Here is a 23,325-nt window from a genome sequence, read left to right on the forward strand (position 1 = left end):
TCGGTGGGCTGCACATTCGGCAGAAACGCCGCCTGACTTGAAAAATTCAGGCATCTGAAGAAACAACCTCGCGAATCCGATCCAAACGCGGATCGACATCTTCCAGCGTTTCCATTTCAACCAGAAGTGCGCGCCGCATGGCGTCGCGCTGATCTTTGTGTTGACCATTCAATGCCAGGTTTTCCAGCTCGCAAGGATCGGCCCGCAGATCATAGAGCTCTTCAAACCCGTCTGTCTGAATTACGTATTTCCAACCGTCCGAATGCAGGCAGCGCTGCGGAATCAAGTCGTGTAACCCATAGTGCTCGCTCATCAGTCGCGCGCGCGCAGGAGGTTGACCTTCTTGGGTAAGATCACTGACCAAAGACACTCCTTGCATTTGGTTCTGAACCGGCACCTTGCAAAGCTCCGCCAAGGTGGATGGAATATCGATGCTACTGGCCAGTGACGGGAGACTGCGCCCGCTCAGGATACCAGACCCGGCGAACAGCAACGGAATGCGCAACGTCTCTTCGACCATCAAGCTGCCTTTGTTCACAACCCCACCATTTGAGGCCACGGCGTCGCCATGATCAGCGCAGAACACGATGATCGTGTTCTCAAGCTTGCCTGTCGCTTCAAGATGATCAATCAGGCTCAACAAAGCACGTTCCACAATGATACAGTGTTCAATGGCCCGCTTGGAAAGCAAAGGCCAGTTACGACCTTCATCTGGCAGCGCTTCCAGCCATTTCTGACGGTAGTCCCCGTGATGGGAGGGCCTGTTTCCCAAATCGTGGCTCAGATTTCCGGTCAGCGGTACATCATCAACAGGTGATTGGAACCCCGATGGGATCGTGTAGGGCGGATGCGGCCCCCAGGCATCGACACGCAGAAAGAATGCCTCCTCTTTGTTCAGCCCATCAATCCAAGTCTTCGCGAGATCGGCAATAAAATATGCCTCATGCACCTCTTCTGGACCGTGCAGGATGGACGTACCAGCCTCGAACTCGAACCAATCATCGGCCGCGGTCATGTCGATCCGATGTCCGGGTTCCAGCCGTGCCTCGCCGGGGGTTTCTATTTCGGCCCAGAGAGGGCCCTCGTGAAATCGAGACAGGTAGCTATGGTATTCAATGGTTGCGTAGGGGTAGCCGTAGCCGGGCAGAGAAAAACCTTCAAAGCCGAAATCGGTGGCCGATCCCTCCTGACTGAGGTGCCATTTTCCAAACCAGCCGCAGCGATAGCCCGCCGCGCCGAAATCGTGCTGGATCATGTGATCGCTATTGTCCAACTCTGCCCGTCCGCCAAATCGCCCATCATTCTCGGTCAGCCCATGTGTATGCGGATAAAGACCGGTCAACATGCTGGCGCGGGCCGGTGAACAGATTGGCAAAACCGTATAAGCCTTTTCGAATTCGGTTCCGAGCGACCGCAAACGCGACTGTAACGGGAACAAGTCCGGCGCCACTTCGCGGTTTGCCAAAGCCTGATGGTCAGCCACCACCCATAATACGTTTTTCAACGGTTCCACCCTCACACGCCGTAGTCATCTTTATACTGGATATTTTGGTTGGTTACCGGTCCTTCGCCAACCCCGAAATCAACTCTATTGGACGCAAATGTGAAAGACGCTTCGAATAAATCCCTGTTCGAACAGAGTTTGCAAAATGGCTTAGGGAATCAGCAATCAGGCCTGCAATTACCCAAGCTTGTTGCAGCAGGTTAAGTACATATATCATGCGGGTCGACATCTACCGGCGCACCTTTTCTTAGTTGCCGACAACGGATGCAAATTGAATGGAATCCGCGCAGCACTTGGCCAAGTCTAACTGATTATATTAATCAGAGGCATCAACCCTGGATTTCAAAGAGCGTGATGTAGTTGCAGCTTAAAATCTGAAAGCTAAGTTCCGGTTTGGAAGCGCAAAGCTGACCATTCGACATAAGATTGAGGAGCGACGGCTTAGGGCCTTTCATCAACCTTTGCATAGTCCGGTTCCTGCGAGTGGTCGTCATTAGCGCGGACTGCAGCACCTGGTAACTTTGGCTCTAATGCTGACATCGGAGGCGACGCGGCATCCTGTGGTATGACGTCCGTGTCAACGTTGGGTTGTCGCTTTGGGAGGGCGTGGCGGATCGGAGGATCAGTCATGGAAACACCAAACTTACCGCCCATTCGCGCGCTTCGCCCAGCCTGGAACAAAGGTCGCATCGTTGGCCAGAAACGACCGCTGAAGCCAAAGCACGTCTGGGCAATCCGGGTGCGGCTTGAATTTGCGGACAACCATCGTGATCTAGCTCTGTTCAACATGGCAATCGACAGTAAGCTTCGCGGGTGCGACCTTGTGAAGATGAAAGTTGTGGATGTTATGGCGTCTGGCCAGATCAAGGAACGCGCCTCAGTGCTGCAGAGCAAGACGCAGAAGCCAGTCCGGTTTGAGATATCGGAAGGCACCCGCGCATCCGTCGAGAAATGGATGGAAGACGAATTGATGGTCGGATCAGAGTATCTTTGGCCAGGTCGTTTTCATGAGCGCCTTCATATATCGACGCGCCAGTATGCACGGATTGTTCGGGACTGGATCACGTCAATCGGACTGGAAGCCAGTGCATACGGCAAACATTCGATGCGCCGCACGAAAGTGACCCAGTTTTACAAGAAGACTGGCAACCTTCGCGCTGTTCAACTTCTGTTGGGACACACAAAGATGGACAGTACGGTCAGGTATCTTGGTGTTGAACTAGAGGATGCCCTTGCCATTGCTGAAGCCATTGAAATCTAACTTCTCTGGGCCGTCTACATGGGGCGCTCATTCCAGACCTCGATGCTGTTGCAGCACACGACCCTGCCCCGCTGTCATCTGATCATGCAGACGGCCCCAAGCCGACGTCCAACGGCCGTTATTTATACTGCTGCCGCAGCCGCAAAGCCGACTTTGACACCGTCGCAGCGTTTATTTGTTGGGACGGCAGGATCGCCACACCTATCTGCCCATAAACAGTAAGCAGGAGTTCCAATAGGCAGTCGATTGGAGGTTTGACCAGCCAGATAGCTCTGGAGATAAATCCTAGAATGGATAACAACCCTATCTTTTGGACGTTTCGTCGCTGCCCTTACGCGACAAGAGCCAGGCTCGCACTTGCGAGTTCACGAGTAACAGTCGAGTTGCGCGAAATTCTCTTGAGGGACAAGCCAGACGCTTTCTTGCAAACATCCCCATCCGGCACAGTGCCCGCGCTTCGTCTTCCAGACAAAGTCATAGATGAAAGCCTGGAAATCATGGTTTGGGCGCTTCAACAAAATGATCCGCAGCGGCTTTTGGACATGCCCCCAGAAGGCTGGGACCTAATTTCGGCAAATGATGGCCCGTTCAAAACTGCACTGGATCATACAAAATACGCTACGCGTTATCCGGATCTGGACTTCAATGAGGAACGCAGGAAAGCGATGGTCTACTTGCTCGACCTCAACGAGCGGTTAGTTGGGCGGGCCTGGCTTTTTGGAGATAGACCCACCCTAGCCGATCTAGCTCTTCTGACATTTGTTCGCCAATTTGCAAATATAGACCGGGCGTGGTTTGATGCACAGAAGTGGCCAAGTTTAGTCGCTTGGTTGGATCAGTTCCTAAACAGTGAAGCGTTCCTGCTGGTCATGAAAAAGTATGCAACTTGGTCAGAAGACGATGCGCCGATTTGGTTTAACGGCTGAACGCAACAAGTCGTATCGGCCCACTCCTGCCACCCAGTGGGCAACTTCGATGCTGCGGTGTGGCCGATCAGACCTGCCGTTCGTTGCGAGCGGAAAATCAGAGGCTGGCGGAACTTACGCTACGCACAACTCAGAGGGCGTTAAATCCTACCCATTATAGCCCAATCAACGGCCACGGATATGTCATCTGCCACAAAGGAAGGTGCTGGGTCGTATCGCTTTTCCTCGCCAGGACGATACTTACCAGTGCGCACCAGAACGGCTTTGCCAACACCTGCTTTCAACGCGCCAGCGACGTCGTTTTCCGCGTCATCACCTATCATAATGACCTCCGCGAGTGGCAACTTCATACTGTCTGCAGCAGCGCGGAAAAAAGTTGCTGACGGCTTTCCCAGAACCTGAGCCTCGACTTGGGCCGCATACTCAAGGCCATGGACGAAGGCTCCGGCATCAAGACTAAGCACTCCGTCGGCGTCGCGAAATACGCGGTTCGCTGCAAGCGCCAAGAACGGGGCGCCTTGGTCCAGTTCGCGAAATGCCGCATTTAGGTTTGCAAAGTCAAAGAACGGCCCCGCATCGCCAACAACCACAGCGGCGGGTTTTCCCGAAACGACACTGTCGAAATCTTCGGTCAGATCCGGGTGCACCAAAAGATGAGGAGAGTACCCATTGCTATTCAACCAATCACACGCGGCCTGAGAAGGCGTCATGATTTCGCCCGTTTCGACGGCGAAGCCGAAGTGATTAAGCCTGTCGACGATAAGACGCTTGGGTCTGCGAGTTGTGTTTGTAAGAAAACGGATCGGGATTTCATTCGCTCTGCACCGATCCACTGCTTCTTTGGCACCTGAAATCACTTGTGTGCCGTTATAAAGTACACCCGATATATCAAGGAGAAGACCAAGAGCCATGATAATTCAATGCTAGAGCAGGTCTTCTGATTTGATCAAGTAGAAGACCCATTCGGGCGCGATCTCGGTTGAAAATTGTCTCCGCATCGGATGGTATCCCACGGCCCATACCGGCCATTGATCACGCCCAGCCACGCCGTAATGTAGCTTCACCGAACCGCTCATTCGCCGCACAAGCGAGATACGAAGGCGGTTTAAGGTCTGTAGGGCGGACTTTCCCGCCTTTTGCTCGCGCGGCTGTTGCTAACGCAGCATATACTCGCTGGTGCGGCACACTAATCGCTGCGTTGCAGCTGCTCTCGTAAGAGCGATCATTCGCAAACATCTTTTTGGCTGAGACCGAGATTGCACTTTCACTGCCGCCAAGTTCGACAAACGAGACGCGGACAAATGATCTTTGGCATCAGCCTCGCCGATGGCGCCTTAACAGGTACCCGTGCGCTTTGAGATAGGCGTATCTGGCTAACCTTATGAAACGCCATTTGGCACAACAAAATATTCACCGCGCTTGAATGGCACGGTGAACATGCTGGCCGATCCAAACCCTTGGGTTTGAACTTTGTTATAGCACCTTCCGAGGCAGTTCTTCTCGCCTCTTACTCACCAATTTGATGCCAATACGCCTATCAAGTCAGTGGCTTCTGAAACAGAGCGACAATTTGGAACGTTTTCAAAGCGTCACGCTGATAGGCGCGCAGCAGTTCCGCCGGTGGCTCAAAATCCACCTGATCTCGCTGTTCGCGAAGCAGTTTGAACCCGACATCTGTAAACCGTCTCAACAAATCGTCGGCAGTGATCCTGTTCAAGGTATCAAACATGGCCAACAGCGATTTCTTTTGCGGTTCGTCCAATTCTGAGTTGTTTATGTCGTCATGCACATCGCTGGTTTGCGAGATGAGGTGTTCCCATTTCCCATAGCCGATTGCCCACAAATGGCTTCCCTCCGGAGCAAAATAAAGCGGTGAAATCTGAACAAAGAAATGACCGCCAGGCTTGAGAAGCTTGTAGAGATCTTCGAGCACGGAAGTATAGATTCTGTTGTTTACATGCTCGAAGACGGACCAGCTGTAAATTAGGTCGAAAGGACCACCGTTTGGAGTTTCGCCTGGCGCTATTTCCTGAAAGGTCAGCCCGCTGGGAACCTCTACCCCAAAATTCTGCTTCAAGAATGAAGCACATGCATCGGCTTCGCTGTTGATGTCGACACCATGGACATCCGCATCGAACAACAACGACACACCCGCTGCTGACGTCCCTTCGCCGCAACCGAAATCAAGAACCTTTTTCCCGGCCAGCCCTCCGGCATCGCTCATCCATTGCCCGATAATTGTCGGAACTAGCGAGAACTTCGCTTTTTCCTGTTCGGATAAGTGCGTTTCTGCGGCTTCCGCAATCTTTGACTTTTCGTCCAGAGTTGATTCTACCATTAGACTGCCTCTCTCTGTGTTCTCATATTTTTATGCAAAGCCTAACCTGATCGTTCACTCGATTCAGCATTGGCGCACGAATGGTTGAAAAGTACTCGTCAGTTGCCTTCCGGGAGCCCGACCAATGGCCGTAATCGTCGATAATAAGGACGCCGCCCGGCGCCAGTCGCGGGTACAGAACCTCAAGTTCAAAACGTGTGGATTCGTACCAGTCTGTATCAAGACGCAAAATCGAGATTTGCTCGGGTAAGCTATCTTTCAACGTCTCCATAACATCGCCTTTCACAAAGCGGGCATGTTGCGTTGAAAGGCCAGCTGCTCCGAAGTTTTCGGAAACTTGTTCAAGTGACGCGTAACACCACCCCGTCTCGTCGCCGAATTCTTCCATCAATGCAGACGCGCTGTCTCCATTAACGTCAACATCTGCTTCAGTGGGGGCGGTCATCCCCTCAAAGGTGTCGTAGAGCCAAAGATCACGTGATTTTCCCAGCGCTTCGAAGGTCAGGCCGGCAAGAATTGCGCTGCCCCCCATCCAGGTACCGCATTCAACAAAGTCGCCAACGATCCCTGACGCATGCACGTATTTGCAAGCGTTATGAAGCGCGAACATCGCGTCTTTACCTGTCATGGTAAAATCACGCGATTTCAGGAAAAGATCGGTGAATTGTTCATCTTCGTCGATGTCTCTGATTGGGTAGTCCACCAGATTTGCATCATGCGTTTTGGAGTAAACAATTTTGCGCGGAGGGAGGCTCATAGATGTATCACCGGATTAGAGAAAAGTGATCAGGGGTTATTCTGCGTTTGCTTCACCTGTTTCAGAAGGTGGCGACACGGGTCACTGTTGAAACAAGTCAGTATTCTTTTTCAGCCACTTATGATAGCCATCTTTGAATGGGTCGGGAAAACGTTTCCGAAGATCAGCACTGTCCCGGTATAGTTCCCGAGCCCCTTTCGGGACTTTTGTGCCGTCACTGAAAACACCATAGTACCACCACCCCGACGGAATCGAAGGGTCAGAGAACCGGACGACTTCTCGCTCATACCACGCCCAAAGCTCGTAGACCTCATAGTTTTCCTGGGCGTATCTTTCTGTCATCGCGTTCCCGAGTGGCCCAAGCTTGGTGAAATGGTAAAACCGCAACGGCACACCGTTCATCAACAGGCTTCCGTCGCCCGCAATTGACATTGTTCGTTTGCTGAGATTCCAGCTGGCGACATTGTACCCCGGATCGCGCAAAACTTTAACGCTGTCAAAGTAGCAAGGTATCAGATTGCACCATTTCTGGTCGACAAAAACACCGATGTCCAACCGATCATAGCACCATGTATTTAGGCGTTCCGTCCACCAATCAGTGAAGGCGCGTGCTTCTTCATCATTTCGGACGGCCAAGAATCCAAGATTGTATGTGCCGTAGTGTAGTGACGTTATTTCATTGTCACGTATGGCAATGTCTTCGGTGTCAGGCGTGGTTTGATGGGGCGTGAGAACAATCGACCAGTCATCCAACAAATCGACAACGGGCTGCATCGAAGAAAACACGGCAATGTCGGGATCGAAATAGACGATTTTTTCCACGCCAGGCTGATCCATGATGTGTTTGAGCGCTTGTCCCTTAACGGCAGTGCAGGCTTCAACAATATCGTGCTTAAACAACCACGGTTCAGTGGTTTCACCATACAAATCCTCGGCCGTCACCAATCGGTCAAAGTCTTCGTCCTGGATCGAAAATTCAAACCCTGCTGGCGCATGGTCTGTGAGTACAGCCCAAATAACCCAATCCGGGTGCTGACGTCTGAGAGAGCTGGCCAGAACACGGGCACGATTAAGATAACTGAATGAAAAGCTCGTATAAGCGTGTACTGTCATTTCGCGCTCGTTTCTTGAAGATGGGGAATGGCCATATCACTGATTTCCGAAGTCAGTACTTCTGTGGTTCGGCGTTGCCGAGCGTCTTCGACAAGCTTTTCACAGGCATCACTTTTTGCCCATGACAACAGATCGGCGCTGCTGTTCAGCACAACTCCACGACCAGTCGACTTGACCAACTTTGCGACATTGCCGGACTTCTCATGAGTCACGACAAATGCTGAACTTGCCAGCGCCTCAGCTGTTGTCAGCGAGAACGTTTCCGGCCACGGCGCAAAATGCACTACAAGATCAATACCGGCAGCCGCCAAAGCCCGTGTCATTGCATCAGGTGTCTGGCTGGCCGTTACGTCCACCTCGTGTTTAACAACGCTGAGAGCCACGTCCATCCTGCCGAAATAGTGGAATTCAAACTTTGGGTTCAACGCTTCGGATTCCACCAACGCTTTGAAGTCTTCCCAGCCTTTGTGTGCCAAAGGCACACCCACAAACGCTATTCTAATCGGACCTCGTTTCCCAGAACCAACTTTGGGTAACGGTGTCGGGCGAGGATCACTTTTGATGACCATGTGTGGTTGCACAATCAAGTCCTGCAGTTTGTATCCGCAGGACTTAACCCATATATCCGCCGCGACCTGCGAAGGTGCTATCCCAGTCACCTGTATGCGATCGAAAAAGCCCCGGAATCGCTGCATGTGAGCAGCGCGCGCCTGCCCAAAAACGCAAATAGTACACCCCTGCGATCCCAGTTCAGGAGCGTCGCAGTAGCTAAGATTGTTTCGAAGCAGCGTGTAGCTTTGGCACGCTGCAAAAAAGTCATGAAACCAAAAGTGTGCTTTGCCCTCACAACTTGCCTCGATCAGTTGTGCAATTCCTTCGGGCGAATGCCCCAGAAGATGATGAATAACGCATTTGAAGGACTGACCTGCAGCGGCGCGCTCGGAGGTCGCAGCAATCAGGTCAGCGTATCTTGCAACACCGACACACTCGCCATTTAAGACCAACCGGAAAACCGCGTTCTCAGTCTCGTCATCTGGCAACAATGCATTGCACGTCCTAACAGGATGGATGTTCAGGTAATCCATTCCGGCCGCATTTGCCCGTTCTGCTTCAATTTGTATGCAGATCTGAGTTCCGCCAGTAACCTCCTGATAGTTGTCGTGGCCAATGCCCAGAACGACTCGATTTCGGCCTGACGCCAGGGCTTGGGCGATTTTGGATGCATCAAGCACAGGCTCGATGTTCTTCGGCAACGGCGCTAAGACCGCTTCCGGACCATTCGACGCGATTGCATCGAAGACCTTTGCCCGATGCCCTTCTGTCAAACCAAAGGGGGCGGATCCGGGCAATGGAACACCGCTTAGTAATCCCTGCAGAGCCGCCAGTCTGTCTAAAGCCTGCTGAGGCCGGTCGGCGAATTTGATGAGGTTTCGTGTGCCGCGACGATGCTTTTTATTCGTCCGAAAGTACAGCCCCCATGGCAGTTTCCGAACTCGTTTGGCCAAGCGAACAATATACTGGTTGTCTTCTTTCCATGTCTCGAGCAGAGGCAGCAGCTCGGCGAGTTGGGATTTGAAACGAGATTGCAGCGTGGTCAACTGACCGCTCAAGGTTTCATTGTCGTCCTTAAGTTCCCGGGTTGTGTCCTCGAGGTCGCGCAGTTTCTGCGCCACGTCGCGTGACGCAGCTGGCACCACCATCAGCGGGGCAGAGTGCAATGCAGGCAGCGTTGATCGGAGATACTGTGGTTGCTGCAATAGCAACAAGGCAAGATCGTCGAGTGTAGCGATCTCCGGCAAACGGTGCTTCTGAACGCGCTCTTGAAACACCTCCAGTTTTTCCTCCGGCAAGAACAACAGCCCGCATTCACTCCCGCCAGCGAAGATGTCTTCGTTTGACCCGAAGAAGTTATCCGATCGAAAAGCCGGCGTATTGAGGCCAAAGCTCTTGTAACCTTGTTCCGCCATGTGCTTGAGCATTGGCGCGCCGCTGGACAGATCCAGCACTTCACAGAAAACAACAGGCCGGTTTTGCGAAAGTAGGTTTGACGCGCCCCGTAGCGCACTCAGTTCACCACCTTCCAGATCCAACTTGATGAAGGCAACCTTTCCGTTCACATCGTCATCCAGGCTAACCATTGTCAGCGACCCGCTTTCGTCAGAGGCCGTTACCCGGGTTCCGCCCGCGTTCTCTTCAAAGCGCTCAGAGATTTGCCCCTTGCCTGACTGTTCGCCAAGCGCAACGGATCGCACATCAATGTTGGAAAATTCAGCTGCCTCAGCGTTCAGCGTCAAAATTCTTCTGTTTTCATCAAATGGTTCAAAGCTGATTACTTGACCGTTGGGGCCAACCCGGTCGGAAAAGGCACGGGAGTGTGTGCCGTAACATGCACCGCCATCGACAACTGTGTCATCGGCGTCGATGAAATCACACAAGATATCCAGCTCGGACTGAGCCCACTCACCGTAGGTGCGTAGTGAGTCTGATATCGTATCCCTCACATTGGGGAAGTGAAAAGTGCCATACCGCGTTGTTACCGACGAACTTGACTGTTCGGGCACGTCTAGTGCGTGATCATTCATCAAATGCTCCTTAGCGGCGGCTTGAAATTTCGCCCGAACTATCGCGGAATTGATACCACTTCAACACGTGTCAGTCTGGATTCTTCAACTTAGGTGAATACCTGCCCGTGCAACCTGACAATCGACCTAAGGCTCGGGGTCGCATTTAACGGCAGCAAATGACAATCGAATCGTTGAGCGGGCAGGCCCAAGAAAAGCGACCAGATTTTTGGCGGAGTATTTGTCAGGTTTTGAGCTGAGGGGGCTTTATTTCGCAGCCTCCGGGTAGACGCTGAGAATTGGACTATGGTCGACATTACAGCTTGGAGCCACAGGATGCCAACCGACATTAGCGCCGCTCTTGCACCAAAAAAAACCGGATGAGCACACCCCTGAAGTTCACAGATCAGTCTGGCAGCCAGTGATTTATCTCGACCGAGATTGACGCTTCATAGCGGCCGACCAGCATGAAACAAAAAAGTCGCAGGTTACCTTACGCTATTCATTGGCACCGAGTGTCCTGTTAAGATAGAGTCCTACTTCAGGAAAGCGACTGTCCAACTTTGACGTGCGCACCTGGATTTAATTATGCGTTTTTCGAGGCTTGCCACATTAAGAACAACTTAGTCGAGCAACTAGAGCGCGAGAAGAGTCAGCGAAATTCAAGGCTGTATTATGGCTAGCACAACCTTTGTACCAACCCCTCCGTCAAGTTCTCCAGTCAGCTCGATACAAGGTGGTATCGTCTATGGAGACGGGAATCCGTCCACGGTGACGGTGATAACCTATGCCTTTGGAACGGACACTGGCTCACAAGCATGGACCGAAGCGTACAAAGCCGAGTTTCGAGCAGCTCTCGCTGAAATAGAAGCAGTGGCGAACATTTCATTCGTCGAAACAACCGACACCGCCAACGCTGACTTAGTGGAAGTTATCGCGCCGAGTACTTATTTCGGTGACTCACGCACCCTTGGTTTTCACTATACACCTTTCACTGGCCCTTCTTTGGGTGCGTACAGCACCGCATACTGGACTGCCAATTCTGGCCTTGGTGGTAACGGTGATCCGGGTGGATATTTCTTTACAACACTGATTCACGAATTGGGCCATGCACTGGGGTTGGGGCATCCCCACGACACTGGACTGGGCACAACGATAATGAGCGGTGTGACCTCGGCGTTCAATTCGTTTGGCGTTGGGACCCTAAACCAAGGCGTCTACACGGTCATGTCGTATAACGACGGTTGGACGTCTCAGAACGGGCCTCTGTTTGTCAACGCTACTTATGGCGGCTCTACCGGATACGGAGCGTTGGATATTGCCGCGTTGCAGGCGATGTATGGTGCGAACACCACTTACAACACCGGAAACAATACCTATGTTTTGCCGTCCGCTAACGTTGCGGGCACCGGGTACCAGGCGATTTGGGACGCCGGCGGGATAGACACTATTCAGCATGTTGGCAGTTTGAATGCCCGGATCGACCTGACACCCGCGACACTTGACTATAGCAATACAGGTGGCGGTGTAATCTCGTACGCCGGAGGTATCGACGGCGGTTTCACAATTGCGAATGGCGTAATCATCGAGAACGCATCAGGCGGATCAGGTGACGACCAGATTACCGGCAACGTCGCGCAGAATACTTTGTGGGGCAACAACGGGAACGATACCATTACTTCGGTTTCTAACGGAACCAACAACAACACGATCTATGGTGGTTTCGGGAACGACACGATTTACCTGGCATTCAGTTCCGGAGCCGACCAGGTGTTCGGGGACCAGGGTAATGACCTGGCCGTTGTGGCCGTTAATGGCGGCTCGTTCACCGGAGGAACTGGAACAGATACCGTCCGATTCAACCGGGCAATCAGCACTTACCTGTTCTTCGACAATGGGACATCCTACGAGTTTCTTGATGTCGTCGCGCGAGTTTCATTTACGATTGCCAGCGATGTTGAGCTCATTCAGTTTCAAGGCGGGTCGCAGCAATACACCAAGAACAATATTCAGGCTGCGATGCAGCTGACGGATATCGACAATCAGGGCACGACATTCAAACACGCAGATCAGGGCATTTACGTCCTGGACTCTGGCGGCGCGAACCTCGCTTTGATCAAGAACGGTCAGGTAATTGGTGACAGTTCGATTGCAGGCTGGCAGGCCATTCAAGCCGAAGCGTCTGGCGGCGGCTATCGGATTCTGTGGCAAAACACCAATGACGGATCCTATGGCGAGTGGGTGACCAATGCCTCGGGTCAATTTATCAGCAGCAGCGCACTCGCAAATGTCGCCAATGTCGAAACCTTCTACAATGTGGATCTGAACAATGACGGCACAATCGGGCACGCTTCAAACACGATTGAAAGTGATGGATCTACGACACTCGTTTACTCAACGCAAAATGGGTACCTGATCAACGGTAGCATCCAACTAACCCGCGATGGGGCAAACGCAGGATCTAACAGCTATCCCGGATGGCAAGCCATACATGCCGAGGCGGATGGCGGTGGATATCGCATCCTGTGGCAGAACACTGACGGGTCTTATGGTGAATGGGTCACCGACGCGTCCGGCAGATACATCAGTAGCAATGCCATCAACAACATTATCGATGTTGAAATCGATTATGGCGTCGATCTAAACAATGACGGCCAAATTGGCCATTTCACAACAAGTATCGAGGCCGATGGCTCTAACACACTCGGCTCCTCAACCCGCGGCGTGTATGTCATCGACGACACCATCGATTTGACACGCAACGGAGTAAACGCCGGGCCCGACAGCTTCCCAGGATGGCAGGCTATTCACGCCGAGGCGGATGGCGGTGGATATCGCATCCTTTGGCAAAACACTAACGGCTCTTACGGAGAATGGATCACCGATAGTAGCGGCGCTTACATCAGCAGCGGTGACACCGCAAATGTGGTTGATCTTGAGACAGTCTATAACGCTGACCTGAACAACGACGGTACGATCGGCCATAAAACAACGACAATTGAATCCGATGGCTCCAACACTCTGGGCTCCTCAACCCGCGGCGTGTATGTCATTGACGACACCATCGATTTGACACGCAACGGAGTAGGCGCCGGGCCCGACAGCTTCCCAGGATGGCAGGCTATTCACGCCGAGGCGGATGGCGGCGGTTATCGCGTTCTGTGGCAAAACACTAACGGCTCTTACGGAGAATGGATCACCGATAGTAGCGGCGTTTATATCAGCAGCGGTGACACCGCAAATGTGGTTGATCTTGAGACAGTCTATAACGCTGACCTGAACAACGACGGTACGATCGGCCATAAAACAACGACAATCGAGTCCGATGGGTCCAACACGCTGGGTTCCTCAACCCGCGGCGTGTATGTCATTGACGACACCATCGATTTGACACGCAACGGAGTAAACGCCGGGCCCGACAGCTTCCCCGGGTGGCAGGCCATTCACGCCGAGGCATCAGGCACCGGCTATCGCGTGCTCTGGCAACATACCGATGGGACTTATGGTGAATGGATCACCGATGGCAGCGGCGTTTATATCAGCAGCAGCGTTGTACCCGACGTCACAAGCGTCGAAACCTTCTATGGTGCCGATATCGATGGTAGCGGTGGAATCGGAAAGGTGTTGCCAAAGCTGGCCGCGATCGGGTCCGTCGAGCAGAAACCGGCATCTACAGACGAGGTTTTGGACCTAGCTGATTGGGACGAAACCACTGATCTGTTAAAATTTGTGCCTGAAATGACCGTCGAAGCCGACGCTGAGGACACCTATACGCTGGTCGAAATGTTCAATGTTCGAAGCCCGGGACTTCCCGGTGCCGACAAACAAGTCGAAATCACATGGTTCAATAATCCAAGGAACGAAGTTGAGGACGACATCGATCCGCTTCTTGCATCTTTGTTGGAAGAGGATGGTTTCCTTCTTTAACTGGTCCACTATCTGGAAGTGGCCGAAAAGATGCCCTGCACCAGAACTGAATCATGTCTTTTCTTGAAGTGATGGCGCTGACCTGCGCCACCACCTCAAGGCCAAAAGTTTCATTGACATCACGTCACGCCAGCAAGATGGCGGCTCTAAGGAGCTGGACGGTCAATCGAAGCTCCCGTGCCATGCCTCTACAGCCAAAAATTGCCTATTTTCGAATATGGCATGTGGTGAAACCGAACCACATGTGACATAGCTTTTGAGACCTAATGACCGCTTATAGAGAAGAAATTAGCAACGATGGAAATAGTCGCGCTTTCCATTCCGGACGTGAAGTTGATTACCCCGAGGCGTTTTGGCGATCATCGCGGGTTTTTCGAAGAAACCTATAATGCAGACAGCTTTGCCGCTGCTGGTATAAGCACCCAGTTTGTGCAGGACAATCACTCGCTCTCCAGCGCGGTGAACACTGTCCGGGGGCTGCATTTTCAGGCCCCACCCCGTGCCCAGGCCAAACTGGTGCGCTGTGGGCGTGGAAAGCTATTCGACGTTGCCGTGGATATTCGCAAAGGGTCTCCAACCTTTGGTAAATGGGTTGGTGAGGAGTTGAGCTTTGAGAATGGGCGTATGCTGTTGGTTCCTGCAGGTTTTGCACATGGTTTCGTGACCTTGGAGCCGGATACCGAGATCGTTTACAAATGTTCCGACACCTACGCGCCGGAAACGGAAGGTGCTCTTCTGTGGAATGATCCCGATGTCGGAATAGACTGGCCGAGCAGCAGCTCAGCCCCCCAACTCTCAGAGAAAGACAAGGTTGCCCCTTGTCTTCGTGATTTGGACACCCCTTTTGTGTTTGAGGCAGGACAATGAAAATTCTTGTTACGGGTGGTGCCGGTTTTATTGGCTCTGCCGTTATTCGGCGCGCAGTTTCGGACGGGCATTCTGTCGTCAATGTTGATGCGCTGACCTATGCCGCCTGCCTGGATAATGTTGCCTCAATTGCCGATTCTCCGGCGTACGCATTTGAGCACGCTGATATTCGCGATGCCGAGGCGATGTCTGCCATTCTGGACAAGCACCGTCCCGACGCGATCATGCATTTGGCTGCAGAAAGCCATGTGGACCGCTCGATTGATGGTCCTGCGGCCTTTATAGACACAAATATAACAGGCACATACGTCTTGCTGGAAGCCGCGCGCGCCTATTGGCAGAACGCAGGCCGCCCGGAAAGTTTCAGGTTCCACCACATTTCGACGGATGAGGTGTTCGGGTCATTGGGGGCAACCGGGTTTTTCACTGAGGACAGCCCATACCAGCCAAATTCGCCCTATTCCGCTTCGAAAGCAGGGTCAGATCATCTGGTCCGCGCTTGGCGGGAAACTTATGGCCTGCCGGTGGTTCTGACCAATTGCTCGAACAACTATGGGCCCTTCCAGTTCCCGGAAAAGCTGATCCCCGTGGTCATCCTGAACGCTTTGTCCGGGCGGCCGATCCCAATTTACGGGAAGGGTGACAACATACGCGATTGGCTACATGTCGAGGATCATGCCGAAGCGCTGTTACTGGTACTGGAAAAAGGCGAACTTGGTCGCAGCTATAATATCGGTGGCGAAAACGAGATGACCAATCTCGATCTCGTCAGGATGCTGTGCGAAATTCTGGATCGGCTTAAACCGGGCTCTGCGCCCTACAGCGATTTGATCACTTTTGTTACGGATCGCCCGGGCCATGATCGCCGTTATGCCATTGATCCAACCCGTGTACGTGAAGAACTGAACTGGCGTCCGTCATACACCCCTGAAACCGGGCTTGAGCAAACTGTGCAGTGGTATCTGGACAACACGGACTGGCTGGACGCTTTGCAAGCACGCAGCGGTGTAGGAGAACGTTTGGGGACTGGCAAATGAAGGCGCTGATATTCGGCCATAGTGGCCAAGTGGCGACCGAACTGCGCCGCCGCGCGGACAGCCATGGTGTAGAGGTTGAAGCGCTGGATCGCACCAAGGCCGACTTGTCGAACCCTTTGCAATGCGCGGAAGCCATCCAAGACACTGATGCTGACGTCATTATCAACGCGGCTGCATACACAGCAGTAGACAAGGCCGAAGAAGAACTCGATCTTGCGCAACTTATCAACGCAGACTCGCCCGGTGCAATGGCGCGCGCAGCCGCAGCAAAGGGCCTTCCCTTTCTGCACATCTCGACGGATTACGTATTCGACGGATCTGGCACAACCCCTTGGACAACCGATCACCCAACAGCACCTTTAGGCGCTTACGGCAAAACCAAGTTGGACGGAGAACGCCAGATCGCCCAAGCCGGGGGATGGCACGCCATTTTGCGTACCAGTTGGGTGTTCTCGGCACATGGGAAAAATTTTGTCAAAACCATTCTCAGACTTGCTGAAACCCGCGACAGATTGACAATTGTTGCCGACCAGATCGGCGGACCAACACCCGCGGCTGATATTGCTGATGCTCTTCTTGTCATGGCGAAAAGCAACGCGGGTACTGAAGGCGGGCAATTTCATTTTTCCGGCGCTCCTAACGTCAGTTGGGCGGACTTCGCACGCGAGATTGCCGCTCAGTCAAGTCTGACCACTCAGATCGAAGATATCCCGACAACGGACTACCCTACCCCAGCCCCCAGACCGTTGAACTCGCGTCTGAACTGCGATCGCCTGAACGCCGTGTTTGGAATTCGTAGACCGGACTGGAAAGCTGGTCTGGACCTAATATTACGCGACTTAAATTCAGCGGCCAGCTGACCCCTGAAAGGACAGAGCATGCAACGTAAAGGCATTATTCTTGCCGGAGGGTCCGGCACCCGGCTTTATCCGATCACTATGGCGGTTTCTAAGCAATTGCTGCCGATCTATGACAAGCCAATGATATTCTACCCTCTAAGTGTTCTGATGCTTGCGCAAATCCGCGAGATTGCGATCATCACGACACCTCAGGATCAGGATCAATTCCAACGTATGTTGGGCGATGGCAGTCAGTATGGGCTGTCGATCACGTGGATTGTCCAGCCCTCCCCTGACGGTTTGGCACAGGCATATACCTTGGCCGAAGATTTTCTGGCCGGCGCACCATCCGCTTTGATTTTGGGCGACAATATCTTCTTTGGTCACGGACTACCTGGGCTGCTTTTGGAAGCAGACGCACAGAAACAAGGCGGGACTGTATTCGCCTATCGCGTAGCCGATCCCGAACGTTATGGGGTGGTGGATTTTGAAGGCACCAAAGCTCGCGCGATCATCGAAAAACCCGAAGTTCCTCCATCAAACTATGCGGTGACGGGGCTTTATTTTCTTGACGGGGATGCTCCGGCACGGGCGCACGAAGTTCAGCCTTCAGAACGTGGCGAACTGGAGATTACATCGTTGCTGGAGATGTACCTGCAAGAAGGTTTGCTGGATGTGCAGACCATGGGGCGTGGTTTTGCCTGGCTGGATACCGGCACGCACGGCTCTTTGCTGGACGCGGGCAACTTTGTTCGAACCATCGAGGCACGTCAGGGAATGCAGACCGGAAGCCTCGACGAAATAGCCTGGGCCAATGGCTGGATTGACGATGCAGCATTGGAAGAACGTGCGCGACTGTTCGCCAAATCCACCTATGGAGCATATCTTAAGAAGTTGCTCGACTAGAAAGGAAACCCCAACGCGCCTTGAAAGAGCCAAAGCTACAGGCTTGGGTGATTGCGCGTTGGATTGCCTGTCTGGTGCGGGCAATTAGAGAGACTTATCTCCAAAGGACAAACGTATTTTCGCGGCGTATTTTCACACTGGTGGAGACTTAAAGGGGGCCGGATGAACGTTCCGACTCTGCCATACTCCACGTAAAAATGCTCTTTGCTTTGAACGCTTTCTGGCCGAAAACAGGACGACCGGGGACAGCATCTGCAAAAGAGCAGAGGAAAGCGCCCGAGTGAAGGCAAAAGGAACCTTGTGTTTCCGGGCCGCGTAAACTCTGGACTGCCCCATAAACACTCCCTTCAACCCGGCAACCGCAGCGCTGCTGGGCGAAGATGTGCCCTGAACATGCGTCACCTGCGCGTCGTGAATGTAATACAAGGGTCCACAAACCGCCTTGAGCCGAAGGCTTAGGTCATCGTCTTCGTGGTACAGGAAAATTTCCGGATCAAACCCGCCAACGGCCTCAAAAGCAGAACGGCGAACCAACAACGCTGCACCAAGAAGAACTGGAAGTTTCAGATCACCTTCAGCTTTTTTCGAACGCAGCGTTTCACTGCGTGGTGTAATCACGCTGGAACGGCGGAAACTTGGTTTTCCGGATTTGCTCAGGATCCTTGGGTTAAAGGCCGATGCGGAAGGGTAACGATCCGCGCCCGCCTGCATCGCTTCCAGCGCGCCGGGCAATAGCTTTGAATCCGGGTTCAAAAACAAAAGCAGATCGGTCTGCGCGCGTTCAGCACCCAAATTGCAGGCCGAACCAAACCCCTTGTTTTCTTTGTTTCTGAGCAGAATTGCCCCGTGCGTTTCGGCCAGTTCTTGTACCACTTCAACATCATCCGAAGCATTATCCACCAATATCGTGGGTACGCCATCCGGAATGGAGTTCAGCATTTCAGGCAAAACACCGCTGCTGTTGAAGCAGACGCTTATGATCGTAATCTTTGACAAACTTACCTGCCGTGAAAACAGAAGAATGATGCTCAGTTCATCGTCTCAATCAAGGCCGGGGTCAACCCCGCTAAAGCGACACGATTTCCAGGGACCTGCGCCAGCACGCGTTGAAACACCTAGCTTGGCTTGGTCGCTCCCAAACGGCTCAGCTTAAAGCAGTGACGGCTTCCACTTTTCATCCAAAACTGTGCTCAAACATGAAATCCACAGTGTCCAAGGTTGACGCTTTATCGCCGATGCACTGTACTCACTTTGAAGCGCAGCTATCGGATAGGGTCTGTTTTCAAGTGGCAGTGGTGGTTCAGTCATGCCAAAACCTTGTCTCAATTGGCACGGCGATCGACAAGCAACTGATGTCACGCCGTTTTGGCGGGCGTTTTTTGGCAAATTCGCGCGTATTTAGGTGCGTAAGGTTCAGAAGACGGTGGCCTTGACATTGCCGCACCCGAATATCTGTGCAAAGGTGCATTCAGTTTTTCAGATACAATCTGAACGCACTGAATTGAGCCACGTGCTGTAAACAGCTTCGGGGATTGCCGAACACAACCAAACGATATAGCAGCCAGTTCACACCACAATATCAGCTTCACGGAATCATTATTGTGAGCGACAAACACACTTACGAATACGACATTGACATAAACAGCGATGTAGCACCGGCGCGTGTGCTACGCATGATTAAGCCTGGATCGAAAGTACTTGAGATTGGTGCAGGACCGGGGTCAATCACGCGGCACCTATCTGGCACATTACAGTGTGACGTTGTTGCTCTGGAAATCGATCCTACTGCGATCGAAAAGCTGAAACCTTTCGCCCGATCTGTATATCCTACCGATCTTAACGATCCCGCGTGGAGCGATCTGGTTCGCGAAAAGGATGGACTCTTCGATTATGTGATTGCAGCGGACGTTTTGGAACATGTTTATGATCCCTGGACCGTGCTTTCGGGAATGAAGTCCCTGCTTAACGAAAGCGGATCCGTTGTCCTTTCACTGCCGCATGTTGGCCACGCCGCTGTGGCTGGATGTCTGGTCGACGAAGACTTTGAATACCGCGATTGGGGGCTGCTGGATCGCACACATATACGGTTTTTCGGAATAAAAAACGTACAACACCTGCTTTCTTCGCAAGGAATGAGCATCGAACAAGCAGAATTCGTTGTCCGAAGCCCAGAAATGACAGAGTTCTGCCACCGCTGGAACCGTTTGCCGCAGGACGTGCAAACCGCATTGCAGCGGAATCGGTTCTCTCATGTATTTCAAGTGGTCAGCAGATCAGTTCCCAAAGAACGCGCCGAAAATGATCTCTATCTTATGGGATTGCCCGTTGAGCAGCCCGATGCAGCCGTCAGGAAAGCGTGGGCAAAGAGAATGGCTAAGCTTCCGGAATCTGAAGAAGTTGATGTGCGGTCCACAATCAACGTTGCGGGTCAAGGAAGTGAAGGAGATGCTTCCTCTGGCCCATTGGCCGCAAAGAAAAAGGTGTCATTGGCGCGAAGGTTGGGGTTGAAGAAATAATGGCCACGAGCATCGCCAATCGTGAATTCGATGCAATCAGAACGATTGCATTTTATCTACCGCAGTTTCATCCGATCCCGGAGAATGATGAGTGGTGGGGAAAAGGCTTTACGGAGTGGACTAACGTTTCAAAGGCCAAACCGCTGTTTACCGGACATTACCAGCCGCACTTCCCGAGCGATCTGGGGTATTATGACCTGCGAGTCCGAGAGACCCGACTTGAACAAATCGAAATGGCCAAAGCCAGCGGGATCGATGGGTTCTGCTATCACTATTACTGGTTCTCAGGTAAGCGCCTGCTTGAACGTCCCGTTGACGAAATGCTGGCGGACCCGGAAAGCGATATGCCTTTTTGCCTGTGCTGGGCAAACGAGAACTGGACGCGTCGCTGGGATGCTGCTGAGCATGAGATTCTCATCGAGCAAAAGTACAAGCCCGAAGATGATCTGGAGTTTATCAAGTCGATCGAGCCCTTCTTTCGCGATCCGCGTTACATCACGATAGACGGCGCTCCGATCCTGATCGTTTACCGCCCGCAACACCTTAAAAATGCACGCAAGTCTTTGCAGGTTTGGCGTGATTATTGCGCGTCTATCGGGATACCCAAAATTCACCTGACATGTGCGCTGACCCACCGGAATTGGGACTACGCTTCGTTCGGATTTGATTCAGGTGTTGAATTTCCACCGCATGGCGTCAACGTACCCAACCTGTCTCCAGAAGTGGATTTGCTTCATAACTTTCAAGGGTTGTGCGTCGATTTCTCGGCGATAGCCGAGCAGTATCTTGGCCACAAGTATGGACCGGAAAACAATGTTTACCGGTCGGTTTTCCCGTCTTGGGACAATACAGCCCGGCGCAAGGAAAACGCGATGGTTGTGTTGAACGGCACTCCTGAAAACTACGAGCATTGGTTGTCACGCGCGTTGCGGCAAACCGCTCAGGACTTTCCCGACCAAGAACGTTTGGTTTTCGTAAACGCATGGAATGAGTGGGCGGAAGGTTGTCATCTGGAACCTGATCGTGAGTATGGGCATGCGTTTTTGGACGCCACAAAGGCGGCCCTTCAGGGGTCAAGACTAACGAATTGGACCCATGTTGGGGTACCTGAAGGGTCGCGTCGAACCGAAACCACTAAAGGGGCTGCCAAACCCGTACCATACGGTGCGAACAAGTCCTTGCCCAAACGGGTATTCCGTCTGCTGCGAAACACGTTCAATGGTCGATTGTTGAAAGATTGGTTGGCAGAGGTTCGCACAAAATAGAAAGGCACAGGAGATGAGATTTTTGAATATCAATGACTGTGCTCATGTCTCCGAGAGGGTCTCAATTGGATCTGTCCTAAGTTTTGGCGATAGTCTCTTTCACGGACGGTCTAAGGCGCATTAGTTTGAGAATATCCATGCCCATTAAAGATACTTTGCTTTTCTATCTGCTGACCGCAGCTTCAAAACTCAGCCCTCCGCTTTCTTCGCGCACCGCTCGGCGTTTTCGAAACTCAGCGAAGAAAAGAGACCCCAGACGAACTAGTCAACACAACCAACAATCAGGCCGACAGGCGTTTGAGGCTGCTGGTCGAGCAGATGCGTTTGTCCCTTTCGATCCACAGCCTAAGGCAGAACCAGCCGTGCGGGCGATCGCGCACTACTTGCCCCAGTTTCATCCATTCAAGGAAAACGACGAATGGTGGGGCAAAGGTTTCACGGAATGGACAAATGTGGGCAAGGCAATCCCGAACTTTCCGGGCCACTACCAACCACATTGCCCTATTCACTTGGGGTACTATGACTTGCGCGTGCCTGAAATCATGGTCGAACAGGCCCGGATAGCAAAAGCGTACGGCATCGGTGGTTTTTCGTACTACTATTATTGGTTTGACGGGAAGACTCTGATGGAAGATCCATTAGAGCAAATGTTGGGTAACCCTGACGTTGACATGCCCTTCTGCCTGACATGGGCCAACGAGAACTGGACACGCCGCTGGGACGGGCGCGAGCACGATGTTCTGATCGCACAGAACCACTCAATCGAAGATTCAGTTAATCTGTTGCGTCATATCCGTAAGTATATTGAGGACCCGCGATATATCCGGATAGACGGAAGGCCCGTGTTTATCGTCTATCGAGCGAACATAATTCCAGACATACAGGCGACAACAAAGGCATGGCGGCAAGAGGCGCAAAGGTGGGGAGAGTCGGACCTCTACCTCATTGCAGCACAAACCTTCGACATAGGGGATCCTGTGGATCTTGGGTTCGATGCAGCTATGGAGTTTCCACCCCATCAGGTGAAACGCACTGACATCACAGATGAAATGGGCGTCTACAACCCCGAGTTTACCGGGGCGATTTTGGATTATGACGCCGTGGTAGACGCCGAACTTGGCAAGAGTGAACCCGACTACAAGCTTTTCCGTTCCTCTACTCTTTCATGGGACAACACGGCCCGTAACCAGGATGCACCGCGCATTATGGGCAGGTTTTCGATTGAAGCTTATAAACGCTGGACTGCCCATTTGGGCAATCAGGTTCTGGCTCAAGAAAAATACAGCGCTGACGAAAAAATCATCTTCCTCAACGCGTGGAATGAATGGGCAGAAGGAACTCATCTGGAACCGGACCAACGGTATGGATTTGCATACCTCCAAGCAACATATGATGCGCTGCCAAAAAAAAATTGAGCCTGAAGGCTTGTCAGTCGATTTTAAGCAAGCCGCTTCGCATTTAATCAAAGCAGGCGTTTCTCCTTCGGGCGTATCCGATCAGATTGGAGA

General features: G+C 52.4%; 17 protein-coding genes. 10 read left to right on the top strand and 7 right to left on the bottom strand.

All coding sequences use genetic code 11. The features are described from left to right. Positions 1-46: 46 nt before the first annotated feature. Complete coding sequence (locus ACR0EV_RS06250; RefSeq protein ID WP_480799290.1) at positions 47-1,504, bottom strand: sulfatase-like hydrolase/transferase; 1,458 nt, start codon at positions 1,502-1,504, stop codon at positions 47-49. 628 nt (positions 1,505-2,132) lie between these two features. Here ACR0EV_RS06250 and ACR0EV_RS06255 point away from each other — a divergent pair. Further along, complete coding sequence (locus tag ACR0EV_RS06255) at positions 2,133-2,765, top strand: tyrosine-type recombinase/integrase (protein ID WP_480799291.1); 633 nt, start codon at positions 2,133-2,135, stop codon at positions 2,763-2,765. A 290-nt stretch (positions 2,766-3,055) separates the two neighbouring features. Then, positions 3,056-3,691 carry a glutathione S-transferase gene (locus tag ACR0EV_RS06260; RefSeq protein ID WP_480799292.1) on the top strand — a complete coding sequence of 212 codons (636 nt, stop codon included), beginning with the start codon at positions 3,056-3,058 and terminating at the stop codon, positions 3,689-3,691. Positions 3,692-3,831: 140 nt separating this feature from the next. On the opposite strand, the gene ACR0EV_RS06265 is transcribed toward ACR0EV_RS06260, so the two are convergent. From ACR0EV_RS06265 to ACR0EV_RS06285, 5 genes are all read right to left on the bottom strand, one after another. Beyond that, complete coding sequence (locus tag ACR0EV_RS06265) at positions 3,832-4,602, bottom strand: TIGR01458 family HAD-type hydrolase (RefSeq protein ID WP_480799293.1); 771 nt, start codon at positions 4,600-4,602, stop codon at positions 3,832-3,834. Between the two features lie 626 nt (positions 4,603-5,228). Next, a complete protein-coding gene (locus tag ACR0EV_RS06270; protein WP_480799294.1) occupies positions 5,229-6,029 on the bottom strand; it encodes a class I SAM-dependent methyltransferase in 801 nt (266 codons plus the stop codon). Between the two features lie 22 nt (positions 6,030-6,051). Continuing rightward, complete coding sequence (locus tag ACR0EV_RS06275; RefSeq protein WP_480799295.1) at positions 6,052-6,786, bottom strand: TylF/MycF/NovP-related O-methyltransferase; 735 nt, start codon at positions 6,784-6,786, stop codon at positions 6,052-6,054. A gap of 81 nt (positions 6,787-6,867) precedes the next feature. Then, positions 6,868-7,899 (bottom strand): hypothetical protein, encoded by a 1,032-nt coding sequence (locus ACR0EV_RS06280; protein WP_480799296.1) that lies wholly within the window; start codon positions 7,897-7,899, stop codon positions 6,868-6,870. Then, positions 7,896-10,481, bottom strand: coding sequence for an FkbM family methyltransferase (locus tag ACR0EV_RS06285; protein WP_480799297.1), 2,586 nt, complete (start codon positions 10,479-10,481; stop codon positions 7,896-7,898). The genes ACR0EV_RS06280 and ACR0EV_RS06285 overlap by 4 nt, the downstream gene beginning before the upstream one ends. A gap of 654 nt (positions 10,482-11,135) precedes the next feature. Between ACR0EV_RS06285 and ACR0EV_RS06290 the strand changes: the two genes are divergently transcribed. From ACR0EV_RS06290 to rfbA, 5 genes are all read left to right on the top strand, one after another. Continuing rightward, positions 11,136-14,387, top strand: a complete 3,252-nt coding sequence (locus ACR0EV_RS06290) for a M10 family metallopeptidase C-terminal domain-containing protein (protein ID WP_480799298.1) — start codon at positions 11,136-11,138, stop codon at positions 14,385-14,387. Positions 14,388-14,684: 297 nt separating this feature from the next. Continuing rightward, the gene (rfbC, locus tag ACR0EV_RS06295; RefSeq protein ID WP_480799299.1) at positions 14,685-15,254 is read left to right on the top strand and encodes a dTDP-4-dehydrorhamnose 3,5-epimerase; all 570 of its coding nucleotides are present in this window, start codon (positions 14,685-14,687) and stop codon (positions 15,252-15,254) included. Continuing rightward, entirely contained in the window at positions 15,251-16,291 is a 1,041-nt protein-coding gene (gene rfbB, locus ACR0EV_RS06300; protein WP_480799300.1) for a dTDP-glucose 4,6-dehydratase, read from the top strand. The genes rfbC and rfbB overlap by 4 nt, the downstream gene beginning before the upstream one ends. Beyond that, the gene (rfbD, locus tag ACR0EV_RS06305; protein WP_480799301.1) at positions 16,288-17,151 is read left to right on the top strand and encodes a dTDP-4-dehydrorhamnose reductase; all 864 of its coding nucleotides are present in this window, start codon (positions 16,288-16,290) and stop codon (positions 17,149-17,151) included. The genes rfbB and rfbD overlap by 4 nt, the downstream gene beginning before the upstream one ends. Before the next feature lie 18 nt (positions 17,152-17,169). Then, complete coding sequence (rfbA, locus tag ACR0EV_RS06310; RefSeq protein WP_480799302.1) at positions 17,170-18,036, top strand: glucose-1-phosphate thymidylyltransferase RfbA; 867 nt, start codon at positions 17,170-17,172, stop codon at positions 18,034-18,036. A gap of 132 nt (positions 18,037-18,168) precedes the next feature. Here the strand turns inward: rfbA and ACR0EV_RS06315 are convergent, their stop codons facing one another. Further along, on the bottom strand, positions 18,169-19,032 hold the full coding sequence (locus ACR0EV_RS06315) for a glycosyltransferase family 2 protein (RefSeq protein WP_480799303.1): 864 nt from the start codon (positions 19,030-19,032) through the stop codon (positions 18,169-18,171). Positions 19,033-19,568: 536 nt separating this feature from the next. Between ACR0EV_RS06315 and ACR0EV_RS06320 the strand changes: the two genes are divergently transcribed. The 3 genes from ACR0EV_RS06320 (at position 19,569) to ACR0EV_RS06330 (ending at position 23,232) form a co-directional block, all read left to right on the top strand. Beyond that, the gene (locus ACR0EV_RS06320) at positions 19,569-20,552 is read left to right on the top strand and encodes a class I SAM-dependent methyltransferase (RefSeq protein WP_480799304.1); all 984 of its coding nucleotides are present in this window, start codon (positions 19,569-19,571) and stop codon (positions 20,550-20,552) included. Next, positions 20,552-21,817 (top strand): glycosyltransferase WbsX family protein, encoded by a 1,266-nt coding sequence (locus tag ACR0EV_RS06325; RefSeq protein WP_480799305.1) that lies wholly within the window; start codon positions 20,552-20,554, stop codon positions 21,815-21,817. Before ACR0EV_RS06320 ends, ACR0EV_RS06325 begins: the two co-directional genes overlap by 1 nt. 137 nt (positions 21,818-21,954) lie before the next feature. After that, a complete protein-coding gene (locus ACR0EV_RS06330) occupies positions 21,955-23,232 on the top strand; it encodes a glycosyltransferase WbsX family protein (protein WP_480799306.1) in 1,278 nt (425 codons plus the stop codon). Positions 23,233-23,325: the final 93 nt, after the last annotated feature.

The organism is Ruegeria sp. CF8 (assembly GCF_056537285.1).